Origin of the sequence: Achromobacter sp. NPDC058515 (assembly GCF_042721735.1) — a bacterium.
Classification (GTDB): domain Bacteria; phylum Pseudomonadota; class Gammaproteobacteria; order Burkholderiales; family Burkholderiaceae_B; genus Achromobacter.
Map to the genome: position 1 here is coordinate 156,627 of NZ_JBHXNI010000001.1, position 13,732 is coordinate 170,358.

Below are 13,732 nucleotides of genomic sequence, written 5' to 3' on the forward strand. Positions count from 1 at the left end.
ACGGAGACATTCATGGATTTTCGCTTGAAGCTGCTAGCAGGAACCTTGGCATTTGCCGCATCGGCCGCGTCCTACGCCGCCGACCCCATCAAGATCGGCGTTGCCGGCCCCTACACCGGCGGCTCGTCTTCCATGGGCGTCAGCATGCGCGACGGCGTGCGCCTGGCCATTGAAGAAATCAACAAGAACGGCGGCGTGCTCGGCCGCCAGCTGGTCGCCGTCGAACGCGACGACGAAGCCAAGAACGAGCGCGGCGTGCAGATCGCCCAGGAGCTGATCAACAAGGAACAGGTGACGGCCACCGTCGGGTACATCAACACCGGCGTGGCGCTGGCCTCGCAACGCTTCTACCAGGACGCCAAGATCCCTGTGTTCAACAACGTGGCCACGGGCAGCGTGATCACGCACCAGTTCAAGGCGCCGGAATACCCCAACAATTACGTGTTCCGCAACGCGGCGCACGACAGCATCCAGGCCCCGATGATCGTCGAAGAAGCGGTCACCCGCCGCGGCTTCAAGAAAGTGGCGATCCTGGCCGACTCCACCAACTACGGACAGCTCGGCCGCGAGGACCTGGAAAAGGCCCTGGCGGGCAAGGGCATCAAGCCCGTGGCCGTGGAAAAGTTCAACATCAAGGACGTCGACATGACGGCCCAGCTGCTGAAGGCCAAGGCCGCCGGCGCCGAAGCCGTGCTGACCTACGGCATCGGCCCCGAACTGGCGCAGATCGCCAACGGCATGACCAAGCTGGGCTGGAAGGTGCCGATCATCGGCAGCTGGACGCTGGCCATGGCCAACTACATCGACAATTCCGGCACCAATGGCGAAGGCGCGCGCATGCCGCAGACCTTCATCCAGGACCCGGACACCCCCAAGCGCAAGGCCTTCATCGACGCCTACCTGGCCAAGTTCAAGCCCAAGAACGACCGCATCGACTCCGCCGTGTCCGCTGCCCAGGGCTATGACTCCATCCTCCTCCTGGCCGCGGCCATCAAGCAGGCCAACTCCACCGACGGCCCGAAGGTGCGCGAAGCGCTGGAAAACCTGCAAACGCCGGTCGAAGGCGTGGTGATGGTCTACAACAAGCCGTTCACCTCCGAGAACCACGACGCGATCACCGCGAAGGAAGTGGTCATTGGCGAGGTCAAGGGCGGCCGCGTGGTCAAGGCCAACTAAATCCCGACAAGCAGGAAGGCGGCGGCTGCCCGGCCGCCGCCACCCGCGCCCCCCCACCTGGGGCGCGGCGCATGCAGCCGCCTGAAAACAGCGTTCTGCCCAAGGGGGTTGGGACGGAACACAGCGCCTCAAGACACACACCATGATTCTTCTACAGCTCATCTATAGCGGTATCGCGCTAGGCATGATCTATGCCGTCATTGCGTTCGGATACCAGCTCACATTCGCCACATCGGGCACGCTGAACTTCGGCCAGGGCGAAGCCCTGATGCTGGGCGCGCTCGTCGGACTCACGCTCGTCGGCCTGGGCGTGAACTACTGGGTCATGATCCCCATCGTCTGCATCTTCGGCTTCGCGCAAGGCGCGCTGGTCGAGCGGGTCGGCGTCAGGCCCGCCATCAAGGCGCGGTCGGAATTCGGCTGGATCATGGCCACCATCGCCTTGGGGATCATCTTCAAGAACGTGGCCGAGAACATCTGGGGCCGCGACGACCTGCGCTTTCCCTCGCCCCTGCCCGAAGCCCCGATCCAGGTGCTGGGCGCCAACGTCCTGCCCATGGAGCTGCTGGTGGTGTTCGGCGCCCTGGGCATGATGATCCTGGTGGAGATATTCAACCGTAAATCCATCTACGGCAAGGCCTTCGTCGCCACGTCCAACGACCGCGACGCCGCCGGACTGATGGGCATCAACACCGGCATGGTGATCACGTTTTCCTATGCGCTGTCGTCGCTGACCGCCGCGTTCGCGGGCGTCCTGGTGGCGCCCCTGACCCTGACCGGCGCCACCATGGGCGCGGTGCTGGGCCTGAAGGCGTTCGCGGTCGCGATCATTGGCGGCCTGTCCAGCGGGATGGGCGTCGTGGTGGGCGGGCTGATCCTGGGGATCGCCGAAACGACCACCGGTTTCTATCTTTCAACGGGGTACAAAGACGTGCCGGGATTGGTGTTGCTGCTGCTCGTTCTGACCTTCAAGCCCGCCGGCCTGTTCGGCAAGACCGCGATCAAGAAGGTGTAAGCGATGAAACCCTTGCACCTGTTGCTATCCATCGTGGCCGTGGCCTGCCTGGCGGCCGTGCCGCTGGGCGTGACCAACACGTATTACCTGCACTTGATTGAAACCATCATGATCTATTCGATCCTGCTGTTCGGGCTCGATATCGTGGTGGGCTACACGGGCCAGGTGTCGCTGGGCCATGCCGGCCTGTTCGGCATCGGCTCCTACGTCGCCGGCGTGCTGTTCTTCCATCTGCAGATGCCCATCTGGGTGACGCTTCCGGCGGCCATCGTGATCGCGGCGGCGTTCGGCGCCGTGCTGGCCCTGCCCGCGCTGCGGGTCACGGGGCCTTACCTGGCCATGGTAACGCTGGCGTTCGGCACCATCATCCAGATCCTGATCAACGAAATGACCTTCCTGACCGAAGGGCCCTTGGGCATCAAGATCTCCAAGCCGTCCATCGGCGGGCACATCCTGACCAAGAGCGAGTACTTCTGGCTGGTGGGCGCGCTGCTGGTGATCTCGCTGATCGTGGTGCACCGGATCCTGAAGTCGCATCTGGGGCGTTCGTTCGAAGCCCTGCGCGACAGCCCGATCGCATCGGACTGCATGGGCGTGTCGGTCTACCGGCACAAGGTGATCGCTTTCGTCATCAGCGCCGGCTTCGCCGGCCTGGCGGGCGCGCTGTATTCGTACTCGGAACAGTACATCTCGCCCAACACCTACAACTTCGAACTGACCATCCTGTTCCTGCTGGCGATCATCATGGGCGGCAGGAAGAGCCGCACGGGCGCGCTGCTGGGCGCCTCCATCATCGTGCTGCTGCCCAAGATGCTGGACGACATCGCCACCTTCCGCCTGATCGCGCTGGGCGTGGCGATCCTGGTGACGGTGGGCAGCATTGTCGCGGTTTCCAAGGGCCGCGCCGAACCGCGCCGGCTTGCGGTTCCGGTCGTCGGCACGATCGTGCTGGCGATCTTCGCGTACTGGCTGGACGCGCTGAACGACTGGCGCCTGACCATCTTCGGCGTCATGATCCTGTTCGTCGTGTACTACCTGCCCGACGGCATCGTGGGCTTTGTGCGCAACCTGTTCTTCTCCACCCGCCGCGCGGCGCTGTCGGTCAAGACGGATCTGGTGAAGGCGCAGGAAGCCGTTCCGGACGCCGTCGCAGGCAAGGGCGAGACGCTGCTGGCGGCCAAGGGCGTGCTGATGCAGTTTGGCGGCCTGAAGGCCTTGAACGAGGTGGACCTGACCGTCAAGCGCGGCACCATCCACGGCCTGATCGGCCCCAACGGCTCGGGCAAGAGCACGATGATGAACGTGCTGACGGGCATCTACGTGCCCACCGCCGGCGCGGTGGAGTTCTCGGGCAAATCGCTCGTCGGCCTGGCGCCGGCGGACATCGCCGCGACGGGCATCGCCCGCACGTTCCAGAACGTGCAGCTGTTTGGCGAGATGACCGCGCTGGAGAACGTGCTGGTGGGCCTGCATCACACCTTCACCACGGGGCTGGCCGGCATCGCGCTGCGCACGCCCAAATGGAAGGGCGAAGAGCAAGGCGCCCGGGCGCGCGCCATGGCGCTGTTGGAGTTCGTGGGCCTGGAATCGCTGGCCAGCGAGGAAGCCCGCAACCTGCCCTACGGCAAGCAGCGCCTGCTGGAGATCGCGCGCGCGCTGGCGCTGGACCCGCAACTGCTGCTGCTGGACGAGCCCGCCGCCGGCCTGACCGCGCCCGACATCGTCGAGCTGCTGGCCATCATCCGCAAGGTGCGCGACCACGGCATCACGCTGATCCTCATCGAGCATCACATGGATGTGGTGATGGGGGTATGCGACACCGTGTCGGTGCTGGACTTCGGCCAGAAGATCGCCGAGGGCCTGCCTAACGAAGTGCAAAGCAACGCCAAGGTCATCGAGGCGTATCTGGGCGGCGCGCCTGCCTGACGCCAAGGGGACGACAAAATGCTATCGATCAAGAATCTGGAAGCGGGCTACGGCAAGGTCAAGGTGCTGCACGGCATCAGCATGGAGGTGCCAAAGGCGAAGGTGGTGACCCTGATCGGCTCCAACGGCGCCGGCAAGACCACCACGATGCGGGCGCTGTCCGGCATGATCCGCCCCACGGCGGGCGAAATCACGCTGAGCGGCAAGCGCATCGACGGGCTGGAGTCGCACCGCATCGCGCGCCTGGGCCTGGCGCATTCGCCGGAGGGCCGGCGCGTGTTCCCGACGCTGTCGGTCACCGACAATCTGCTGCTGGGCGCGTTTCCGCGCCTGACGGGCAGCCGCCCCAAGGGCGACGTGCAGGCCGACCTGAGCCGGGCGATGGATCTGTTCCCGCGCCTGAAGGAACGCCGCGAGCAGTTGGCGGGCACCTTGTCGGGCGGCGAGCAGCAGATGCTGGCCATGGCGCGCGCCGTCATGCTGAATCCGGATCTGGTGCTGCTGGACGAGCCTTCGATGGGGCTGGCGCCGATCCTGGTGGAAGAGGTGTTCCGGATCATTGCCCGGCTGAAGGACGAAGGAGTCACGATGCTGCTGGTGGAACAGTTCGCGGCGGCGGCGCTGAACGTAGCCGACTATGGATATGTGCTGGAGAACGGGCGGATTTCCGTGCATGGCAGCGCGGATAAGTTGAAGCATGATCCGGCTGTGGTGGCGGCTTATCTCGGAGGGGCGCATTGAGCGCGGGTTGTTTGGTGGGTTGATTTTTCGGGTTCTTGAGGCGCCTGTCACGTTGGGGGCCTGCGGTGCGCGGGGCTGCGATTGCGGCCCGGAGCCTTCGCTCCGGGCTGCCCCGTCGTCATCTTCGTCAGCGCCTTTGGCGCTTCCTTCAGATTCCCTCGGGCTTATCGACGCCCCGCGCACCGCAGGCCCCCAACGCGCCAGGCTCGGTCGTCGATGGAATGACGGCCGCCGCGACCAGCTGTGTGCTTGGCATTCTGGTCGCCCTTGGTGGTGGGGTGGAGGATCTTGCAGGGCCCGCCCCCGGCCGGCCGCGCGGGCGGCCTTTGGGGGCTTACGCGTTGTCTTGCGTCGGGGTGGTGACGCTTCGCGTGTGGATTTCGGTGTTGGCGTGCTTTGCTGCTTTGGTGTGGGGATCAAAGATCCTCCACATTCGCGCAAGCGCACAGGGCCCCACCGCCCGCGCAGCCGGGCGACCTACGAAGCTCGCCCTGCCTCAAAGCCCCCCGATCGTCAAAAACACTCAGACAATCGTCAGCGTCACATCAATATTGCCGCGCGTCGCGTTCGAGTACGGGCAAACGATGTGCGCCGCGGCCACCAGCTTTTCGGCTTCGGCGCGATCCAGCCCCGGCAGCGAAATCTTCAATTCCACTTCGATGCCGAAACCCGTGGGAATAGCGCCGATGCCGACGGTTCCATTCACCGACACGTCCGCGGGAATTGCGATCTTGTCGCGGCCCGCGACGAACTTCATGGCGCCCAGGAAGCATGCCGAGTAGCCCACGGCGAACAGTTGCTCGGGGTTGGTGCCGGCTGCGCCCGCGCCACCCAGTTCGCGCGGGGTGGTGAGCTTGACGTCCAGGACGCCGTCGTCGCTGACGCCGCGGCCTTCACGGCCGCCGGTTGCGGTGGCGCTGGCGCGATAGAGGACTTTTTCGATAGACATGATGCGTTTCCTTTTTTGAAAATGGATAGCGTTGACTTGCGAGCCTGGCGGGACCTCCCGCGTCGGCGTTACCTTGCTTTTGATTACTGCTCTGACCTGCTTGCTTACCTTGCTACTTAAATTGCACACAACTAGATAGTGCGCTATTTATTAGACCGGATGATGACAGGCATCACCCTGCACTTCAAAGACTGTCGACCAGCTTCTCCCGCAATGCATGCAGCGTCTTCATCATGCCCTGCGCCTCGTCCAGCGTGCACTGGGCGGCGGCGGCGATGGAGTGGGGCACGGCTTCGGCCTGCTCGCGCAGGTCGCGGCCTTGGCGGGTCAAGCCGATGATCACTTGGCGCTCGTCGTCCTGGGCGCGCCTGCGGGTCACCAGGCCCGCGGCTTCCAGGCGCTTTAACAGCGGCGTGAGCGTCGCGGAGTCCAGGAACAGGCGGTCGCCGATATCCGTCACCGTAAGGTCGTCGCCCTCCCACAGCACCAGCATCACCAGGTACTGCGGATAGGTCAGGTCCAGTCCGCGCAACAGCTTGCGATACACCTTGTTCATCGCCAGCGAGGTCGAGTACAAGGCGAAGCACAGCTGGCTGTCCAGCAGCAGCGGGTTGAAGGCGCCCTTGGGTTTGGATCTGGATTTCATTGCGCAATATTAAATAGCGCGCTATTTGTCGTCAAGCGGTTTTTTCAATGCCATGCCGCTTTTGTTACGCGGCCTGCTCGCCCTCGACCACGCCGCGGTCCGATCCGTATTGTTTCAGGCCGTCCAGGTTCAGCACCCGGACCGCCCCATATTCCACGTTCAGCAGGCCGGCCTCTTCCAGCTTGCGCAGCGCCTGGTTGGCGCGCTGGCGGGAGACCCTGGCCAGATAGCCGACTTCTTCCTGCGTAATGGTCAGGCGCATGCCCATGCCCGGATACAGCAAAGGGTTGAAGAGCTCGGCCAGGCAGCGTGCTACCCGCGCGTCGGGATCCAGCAGGCGGTCGTACTCCGCCTTGCCGATGAACTGCGCCACGCGCTCGTTCAATTGGTGCAGCAGGTAGCGGTTGAATGGGATGCTGGTGTCCAGCAGCCAGTCGAACGTGGCGCCCGGCAGCCGGGCCACGACCGACTCGCGCAGGGCCACGATGTCGTATTTGCGGACTTCGCGCTTGAGCAGCGACCCTTCGCCTATCCATCCGCCCGCGGGCACCCCGGTCAGCGAGGCCACCTTGCCTTCGGCGTTGCCCACCGAAACCTTGACCAGTCCCGCCAATACGCCGATCCAAGCCTGGGCGAGTTCACCTTTGCGCTCTATGATCGATCCGGCAACCACCTGCTGCACGGTAAGGTCCCGCTCGACGCGCGATTGCTGCTCGGCGTTGAGCACGCGAAACCAGGCCGCGGCGAGTTGCAGGGAGTCGGATAGCTGCATCGGGAATACCCTAAAAGTTCCTTGAATGTCGCGATGGTGACAGTTGGTAGCAACCCAACCTTATACCTTAACTCCTGCCGTAAATCTAAAACCAACTGGTCAAGCACCTCATCGCCACTGCCGCGCCCGCGGTCTCCTGGCGCGATGCGCCCAAACCGGAGGAGACAACGTGGCACATTCACCGCCCGCATCTGTACAGGTGCCGGCGGCGCTGGATACCTTTCCAGCGCTGCTGTTCGCGCATGCCAACGTTCGCGGGTCGCGGCCCGCGATACGAGAGAAAGATCTGGGGATCTGGCAAACCCTTACGTGGTCCGAAGTGGCGGAGCATGTCCGCCACGTCGCGCATGGCCTTGCCTCGCTCGGCATCCAGCCCGGCATGCACGTCGCCGTCATCGGCGAAAACCGTCCCCGCCTGTACATGGCCATGATGGCCACGCAATCGCTGGGCGCGATTCCCGTGCCGCTCTACCAGGACGCCGTGGCGCAGGAGATGGTCTATGTGCTGCAGGACGCCGAGATCAGCGTCGCCGTGGTTGAGGACCAGGAGCAGGTCGACAAGATGATCGAGGTGCGCGGCCAATGCCCCGCCCTCAAGCGCGTGGTGTTCGACGATCCGCGCGGCCTGCGCCACTACTCCGACCCGATGCTGCTGTCGTATGAGCAGCTTGAGGAACAGGGCCGCCAGTACGCCGCGCAGCATCCCGACTTCTTCCAGCGCGCCGTCGCGGCCGTGCAGCCGCAAGATCCCGCCGCCATGTTCTATACCTCGGGCACGACGGGCAAGCCCAAGGGCGTGGTGCTGACGCACCATGCGCTGATCGACCGCGCGCGCGCAGTGTCCGACATGGAAAAGCTGACCGACCAGGAAGACGTGCTGGCGTACCTGCCGCCCGCGTGGATCGGCCAGAACATGTTCTCGTACACGCAGCTGCTGGTCACCGGCTTCACGGTGAACCATCCCGAATCGCCCGACACCGTGTCGATCGACATGCGCGACATCGGCCCCACCTATTACTTTGCGCCGCCGCGCGTGCTTGAAGGCCTGTTGACGCATGTGATGATCCGCATGGAAGACGCGGGCTACATCAAGCGCAAGCTGTTCTCGGCCTGCATGAAGCTCGCGCGCCGCGTCGGCACCCGGATCCTGGACGGCGAGTCCGTCAACGCCTGGGACCGCCTGCGCTACGCGCTGGGCAACGTGCTGATCTACGGCCCGCTGCGCAACGCGCTGGGCATGAGCCGCGTGCGCGTGGCCTATACGGCGGGCGAGGCCATCGGCCCCGACCTGTTCGTCTTCTACCGCTCGATCGGCATCAACCTGAAGCAGTTGTACGGGTCCACGGAAACCTCCGTCTTTGTCTGCGTGCAGCCCGACGGCCAGGTGCGCGACGACACGGTCGGCCCGCCCGTCGAGGGCGTGGAGATCCGCGTGGCCGACAACGGCGAGATCCTGGTGAAGAGCCCGGGCCTGTTCAAGGAGTACTACCGCAACCCGGACGCCACGGCCGAGGCGCGCAGCGCCGACGGCTGGTTCCACACGGGGGACGCCGGCTACCTGGACACGGACGGCCAGCTCAAGATCATCGACCGCGCCAAGGACGTGGGCAAGCTCGCCAACGGCAGCCTGTTCGCGCCCAAGTACATCGAGAACAAGCTCAAGTTCTTCCAGCACATCAAGGAAGCGGTGGCGTTCGGCGCCGACCGCGAGGACGTGTGCGCCTTCATCAACATCGACCTGGAAGCCGTGGGCAACTGGGCCGAGCGGCGCGGCCTGGCCTATGCCGGCTACACCGACCTGGCGGCCAAGGACGAGGTCTACCAGCTGATCGCGGAATGCGTGGAGCAGGTCAATGCCGACCTCGCCACCGATCCCAAGCTGTCGGCCTCGCAGGTCAGCCGCTTCCTGATCCTGCACAAGGAACTGGACCCCGACGACGACGAACTGACCCGCACGCGCAAGGTGCGCCGCGCCTTCATCGCGCAGAAGTACGGCGTGCTGATCGATGCGCTCTTTGGCGGCAAGCAGTCGCAGTTCATCGAGACCGAAGTGAAATTCGAAGACGGACGCAGCGGCAAGATCTCGGCGGATCTGAAGATCCGCCCGGTCAAGACGTTTCCCGCCATAACCGCCCGAGCCGCGTAGAGATCATGAGCAACAACGACCGCGACCAGCGTATCGGCGATGTCATGCTGGACATGCAGAACATCTCCCTGTCCTTTGGCGGCGTCAAGGCGCTGACGGACATTTCCTTCAACGTGCGCGAACACGAGATCCGCGCCATCATCGGCCCCAACGGCGCCGGCAAGAGCTCGATGCTCAACGTCATCAACGGCGTCTACACGCCGCAGCAGGGCGGCATCGAATTCCGCGGCGAACGCTTTTCCAAGATGAATCCGCGGCGCGCCGCCGAAATGGGCATCGCCCGCACGTTCCAGAACCTGGCGCTATTCAAGGGCATGAGCGTGCTGGACAACATCATGACTGGCCGCAACCTGCGCATGACGAGCGGGCTGCTCGCGCAGGCGTTCCGCCTGGGGCCCGCGGAGCGCGAGGAAATCCAGCACCGCGAATTCGTCGAGAACATCGTCGACTTCCTGGAGATCCAGGCCTACCGCAAGACGCCGGTCGGCCGCCTGCCCTACGGCCTGCAAAAGCGCGTGGACCTGGGCCGCGCGCTGGCGATGGAGCCGCGCCTGCTGCTGCTGGACGAGCCGATGGCCGGCATGAACATCGAGGAAAAGCAGGACATGAGCCGCTTCATCCTGGACGTGAATGACGAGTTCGGCACCACCATCGTGCTGATCGAACACGACATGGGCGTGGTCATGGACATCTCCGACCGCGTGGTGGTGCTGGACTACGGCAAGAAGATCGGCGACGGCAAGCCCGACGAGGTTCGAGCCAACGAAGACGTCATACGCGCCTATCTCGGCGTGTCGCACTGAGGCGGACAGACATGGGATTTTTTCTAGAGACCCTATTGGGCGGCCTGATGAGCGGCATGATGTATGCGCTGATCGGCCTGGGCTTCGTGCTGATCTTCAAGGCATCGGGCGTCTTCAACTTTGCGCAGGGCGCCATGGTGCTGGTCGCCGCGCTGGCCATGGCGCGCTTCTCGGAGTGGATTCCGCGCTGGCTGGGCTTTGACAACATGATCCTGGCCAACGTGCTGGCGTTCATCGTCAGCGCCATCATGATGTTCCTGCTGGCGGTCGCCATCGAACGCTTCGTGCTGCGCCACCTGGTCAACCAGGAGGCCACCACCTTGCTGATGGCCACCCTGGGCATCAGCTACTTCCTGGACGGCCTGGGGCAGATCACGTTCGGCAGCTCGGTGTATTCCATCAACGTGGGCATGCCCAAGGATCCGCTGATGATCCTGGACTCCGTCTTCGAAGGCGGGCTGCTCATCAACCTTGAAGACCTGACGGCCGCCGTCATCGCCGCGCTGCTGGTGGCGGCGCTGGCCCTCTTCTTCCAGTACACCTCGACCGGCCGCGCCCTGCGCGCGGTGGCCGACGACCACCAGGCCGCGCAGTCCATCGGCATTCCGCTCAACCGCATCTGGGTGATCGTGTGGTGCGTGGCGGGCCTGGTGGCGCTGGTGGCGGGGATCATCTGGGGATCGAAGTTCGGCGTGCAGTTCACGCTGTCCACCGCGGCGCTGCGCGCCTTGCCGGTGGTGATCCTGGGCGGCCTGACCTCGGTGCCGGGCGCCATCCTGGGCGGCCTGATCATCGGCGTCGGGGAAAAGCTGTCGGAGGTCTACCTGGGGTCGCTCGTGGGCGGCGGCATCGAAATCTGGTTCGCCTATGTGCTGGCGCTGGTGTTCCTGCTGTTCCGTCCGCAAGGACTGTTCGGCGAGAAGATCATCGATCGCGTCTAAGCCGCCTAGCCCAAAGGATAAAACATGTTCTATCGCGAAAACGGCCAATTCAAGACCAGCTATCGCGCCGACCAGCAGATCTTTCCGATCCGCCAGGACCGCGTCTTCATCTGGCTGCTGCTGGCGGTGGCGTTCATCGCCATCCCGGCGATGGCCAGCGACTACCTGCTGCGCGCCATCCTGATCCCGTTCCTGATCCTGGCGCTGGCCGCCGTGGGCCTGAACATCCTGGTGGGCTATTGCGGCCAGATCTCGCTGGGCACCGGCGCCTTCATGGCGGTGGGCGCCTACGCGGCGTGGAACTTCGGAGTGCGCTTTCCCGGCATGCCGCTGGTCATCCAGATCCTGCTGGGCGGTTTCTTCGCCACCATCGTGGGCGTGATCTTCGGCATACCCAGCCTGCGCATCCGGGGCCTTTACCTGGCGGTGGCCACGCTGGCCGCGCAGTTCTTCGTGGACTGGGCATTCCTGCGCATCCCCTTCTTCACCAACTACTCGTCGTCCGGCAACGTGTCGGTGCCGCCGCTGACGGCCTTCGGCCTGCCGGTGCAGACCGCCATGCAGAAGTACCTATTCGTGCTGATCCTGGTGGTGGTCTTCAGCCTCCTGGCCAAGAACCTGGTGCGCGGCGCCATCGGCCGCCAATGGATGGCGATCCGCGACATGGACGTGGCCGCCTCCGTCATCGGCATCCGTCCCATGTACGCCAAGCTCACGGCGTTCGCGGTCAGCTCGTTCATCGTCGGCGTGGCCGGCGCCTTGTGGGGCTATATCCACCTGGGTTCCTGGGAGCCGCTGGCGTTCGACCTGACGCGGTCGTTCCAGCTGCTGTTCATGGTGATCATCGGCGGACTGGGGTCGATCATCGGCAGCTTCTTCGGCGCGGCCTTCATCGTGCTGGTGCCGGTGGCGCTGTCCAATATCCCGCACATGCTGGGCCTGCCGCTGTCGGTGGACACCGCGGCGCACATCGAACACATGGTGTTCGGCGCGCTGATCGTGTTCTTCCTGATCGCCGAGCCCCATGGCCTGGCGCGGCTGTGGAGCATCGGCAAGGAAAAGCTGAGGATCTGGCCGTTCCCGCATTGACCGCATTTTGATTTCGCATTGATTTCTGCGGGCCGCGGCGGCACAACCGCCCGGCCCACATCCTGAATACCCGGCTCAAGACCGGGCCAATCCCGGTGTCCCAGGGTTTACTGACCCAAGCACCACGCAGGAGGTAAATGGAGATGAAGCGTCTTAACCTGAAGTTGGCGGCAGCCCTGGTGGCCGCAGCCGGCGCCGTTGGCGCCGTGGCCACGCCGGCAATGGCGGCCGAAGAGCAGTTCGTTCCGTTGCTGGTGTATCGCACCGGGTCGTTCGCGCCGCTGGGCATTCCCTGGGCCGACGGCAAGCTGGACTACCTGAAGCTCGTCAACGAACGCGATGGCGGCGTCAACGGCGTCAAGATCACGTACGAAGAATGTGAAACCGCCTACGCCACCGACCGCGGCGTGGAATGCTACGAACGCCTGAAGGGCAAGGGCACGGGCGCTTCCGGCTTCGACACCCAGTCCACCGGCATCACCTTCGCCGTGAGCGACAAGGCCATGGTCGACAAGGTGCCCGTCGAGACGATGGGCTACGGCCTGTCCCAATCGGTGGACGGCAGCGTGTTCGAGTGGAACTTCCCGCTCCTGGGCACCTACTGGACCGCGGCCGACGTCATGATCCAGGACATCGCCAAGAAAGAAGGCGGCATGGACAAGCTCAAGGGCAAGAAGATCGCCCTGGTCTACCACGACTCGCCTTACGGCAAGGAGCCGATTCCGCTCCTGCAGAAGCGCGCGGCCAAGGAAGGCTTCGAACTGGTGCTGTATCCGGTGACCGCCCCCGGCGTGGAGCAGAAGTCCACCTGGCTGCAGATCCGCCAGGCTCGCCCGAACTACGTGCTGCTGTGGAGCGCGGGCATCATGACGCCCACCGCCATCCGCGAGGCGCAGGCCAGCGGCTATCCGCGCGACAAGATGTACGCCATCTGGTGGGCCGGCTCCGAAGGCGACGTCAAGGACCTGGGCGATGTCGCCAAGGGCTACAACGCCATCACCGTGCACAACAGCGGCGCCGACACCGACAAGGTCTATGACGACCTCAAGAAGTTCGTCTACGACAAGGGCCAGGGCTCGGACAAGTCGGGCAAGACCACGCTGGGCACCATCGCCCATACGCGCGGCATGATGATCTCGATGCTGCAGGTCGAAGCGATCCGCACCGCGCAGGAGAAATTCGGCAAGGGCAAGGCGCTGACGCCGGAGCAGGTGCGCTGGGGCTTCGAGAACCTGAACCTGACGCAGGAAAAGCTCGACAAGCTGGGCTTTGGCCAGATCATGCGGCCGGTCAAGACCTCGTGCAGCAACCACAAGGGCGACGACTGGGCCCGCATCGTGCAGTGGGACGGCGCGAAGTTCAAGGTCGCCTCCGACTGGTACCAGGCCGACAAGGCGATCCTGGACCCGATGGTGAAGGAATCCGCGGCCAAGTACGCCAAGGAAAAGAACATCACGCCCCGCACTTGCGAGAACTGATGTGAACCGGCGGCCGGCCCCAGCTCGGGGCCCGCGCCCGCCCAACCCCA

General features: G+C 64.5%; 12 protein-coding genes. 9 read left to right on the plus strand and 3 right to left on the minus strand.

Features of this window, described 5'->3' with window-relative positions:
* Positions 1-12 precede the first annotated feature (12 nt).
* From ACFWP0_RS00725 to ACFWP0_RS00740, 4 genes are all read left to right on the plus strand, one after another.
* The gene (locus tag ACFWP0_RS00725; RefSeq protein ID WP_377839046.1) at positions 13-1,176 is read left to right on the plus strand and encodes an ABC transporter substrate-binding protein; all 1,164 of its coding nucleotides are present in this window, start codon (positions 13-15) and stop codon (positions 1,174-1,176) included.
* Positions 1,177-1,318: 142 nt separating this feature from the next.
* Positions 1,319-2,191 (plus strand): branched-chain amino acid ABC transporter permease, encoded by an 873-nt coding sequence (locus ACFWP0_RS00730; RefSeq protein WP_057285726.1) that lies wholly within the window; start codon positions 1,319-1,321, stop codon positions 2,189-2,191.
* A 3-nt stretch (positions 2,192-2,194) separates the two neighbouring features.
* Positions 2,195-4,117: an ATP-binding cassette domain-containing protein gene (locus tag ACFWP0_RS00735; protein ID WP_377839048.1), complete on the plus strand. Its 1,923-nt coding sequence runs from the start codon at positions 2,195-2,197 to the stop codon at positions 4,115-4,117.
* Between the two features lie 18 nt (positions 4,118-4,135).
* Positions 4,136-4,858, plus strand: a complete 723-nt coding sequence (locus tag ACFWP0_RS00740) for an ABC transporter ATP-binding protein (RefSeq protein WP_377839049.1) — start codon at positions 4,136-4,138, stop codon at positions 4,856-4,858.
* Positions 4,859-5,381: 523 nt separating this feature from the next.
* Here the strand turns inward: ACFWP0_RS00740 and ACFWP0_RS00745 are convergent.
* From ACFWP0_RS00745 to ACFWP0_RS00755, 3 genes are all read right to left on the minus strand, one after another.
* A complete protein-coding gene (locus ACFWP0_RS00745; RefSeq protein ID WP_171666877.1) occupies positions 5,382-5,807 on the minus strand; it encodes an organic hydroperoxide resistance protein in 426 nt (141 codons plus the stop codon).
* A gap of 184 nt (positions 5,808-5,991) precedes the next feature.
* Positions 5,992-6,453 (minus strand): MarR family winged helix-turn-helix transcriptional regulator, encoded by a 462-nt coding sequence (locus ACFWP0_RS00750; RefSeq protein WP_377839051.1) that lies wholly within the window; start codon positions 6,451-6,453, stop codon positions 5,992-5,994.
* A gap of 64 nt (positions 6,454-6,517) precedes the next feature.
* The gene (locus ACFWP0_RS00755; protein WP_377839052.1) at positions 6,518-7,225 is read right to left on the minus strand and encodes a Crp/Fnr family transcriptional regulator; all 708 of its coding nucleotides are present in this window, start codon (positions 7,223-7,225) and stop codon (positions 6,518-6,520) included.
* 169 nt (positions 7,226-7,394) lie between these two features.
* Here ACFWP0_RS00755 and ACFWP0_RS00760 point away from each other — a divergent pair, with 169 nt between their 5' ends.
* The 5 genes from ACFWP0_RS00760 to ACFWP0_RS00780 all read left to right on the plus strand — a co-directional run bounded on the left by ACFWP0_RS00760 (position 7,395) and on the right by ACFWP0_RS00780 (position 13,682).
* A complete protein-coding gene (locus ACFWP0_RS00760) occupies positions 7,395-9,371 on the plus strand; it encodes an AMP-dependent synthetase/ligase (RefSeq protein ID WP_377839054.1) in 1,977 nt (658 codons plus the stop codon).
* Positions 9,372-9,376: 5 nt separating this feature from the next.
* The gene (locus tag ACFWP0_RS00765; RefSeq protein WP_377839055.1) at positions 9,377-10,174 is read left to right on the plus strand and encodes an ABC transporter ATP-binding protein; all 798 of its coding nucleotides are present in this window, start codon (positions 9,377-9,379) and stop codon (positions 10,172-10,174) included.
* A gap of 11 nt (positions 10,175-10,185) precedes the next feature.
* Entirely contained in the window at positions 10,186-11,115 is a 930-nt protein-coding gene (locus ACFWP0_RS00770) for a branched-chain amino acid ABC transporter permease (protein ID WP_377839056.1), read from the plus strand.
* A 24-nt stretch (positions 11,116-11,139) separates the two neighbouring features.
* Positions 11,140-12,204: a branched-chain amino acid ABC transporter permease gene (locus ACFWP0_RS00775; protein WP_377839058.1), complete on the plus strand. Its 1,065-nt coding sequence runs from the start codon at positions 11,140-11,142 to the stop codon at positions 12,202-12,204.
* A gap of 137 nt (positions 12,205-12,341) precedes the next feature.
* The gene (locus ACFWP0_RS00780) at positions 12,342-13,682 is read left to right on the plus strand and encodes an ABC transporter substrate-binding protein (protein WP_377839059.1); all 1,341 of its coding nucleotides are present in this window, start codon (positions 12,342-12,344) and stop codon (positions 13,680-13,682) included.
* The last annotated feature ends 50 nt before the right edge of the window (positions 13,683-13,732 follow it).

What these genes read in the sequence shown, in the direction of transcription:
- ACFWP0_RS00780 (WP_377839059.1), top strand. Translation starts at nt 12,342, where the DNA reads ATGGAGATGAAGCGTCTTAACCTGAAGTTGGCGGCAGCCCTGGTGGCC.
- ACFWP0_RS00765 (WP_377839055.1), top strand. Translation starts at nt 9,377, where the DNA reads ATGAGCAACAACGACCGCGACCAGCGTATCGGCGATGTCATGCTGGAC.
- ACFWP0_RS00770 (WP_377839056.1), top strand. Translation starts at nt 10,186, where the DNA reads ATGGGATTTTTTCTAGAGACCCTATTGGGCGGCCTGATGAGCGGCATG.
- ACFWP0_RS00775 (WP_377839058.1), top strand. Translation starts at nt 11,140, where the DNA reads ATGTTCTATCGCGAAAACGGCCAATTCAAGACCAGCTATCGCGCCGAC.
- ACFWP0_RS00745 (WP_171666877.1), bottom strand. Translation starts at nt 5,807, where the DNA reads ATGTCTATCGAAAAAGTCCTCTATCGCGCCAGCGCCACCGCAACCGGC.
- ACFWP0_RS00735 (WP_377839048.1), top strand. Translation starts at nt 2,195, where the DNA reads ATGAAACCCTTGCACCTGTTGCTATCCATCGTGGCCGTGGCCTGCCTG.
- ACFWP0_RS00725 (WP_377839046.1), top strand. Translation starts at nt 13, where the DNA reads ATGGATTTTCGCTTGAAGCTGCTAGCAGGAACCTTGGCATTTGCCGCA.
- ACFWP0_RS00755 (WP_377839052.1), bottom strand. Translation starts at nt 7,225, where the DNA reads ATGCAGCTATCCGACTCCCTGCAACTCGCCGCGGCCTGGTTTCGCGTG.
- ACFWP0_RS00750 (WP_377839051.1), bottom strand. Translation starts at nt 6,453, where the DNA reads ATGAAATCCAGATCCAAACCCAAGGGCGCCTTCAACCCGCTGCTGCTG.
- ACFWP0_RS00730 (WP_057285726.1), top strand. Translation starts at nt 1,319, where the DNA reads ATGATTCTTCTACAGCTCATCTATAGCGGTATCGCGCTAGGCATGATC.
- ACFWP0_RS00740 (WP_377839049.1), top strand. Translation starts at nt 4,136, where the DNA reads ATGCTATCGATCAAGAATCTGGAAGCGGGCTACGGCAAGGTCAAGGTG.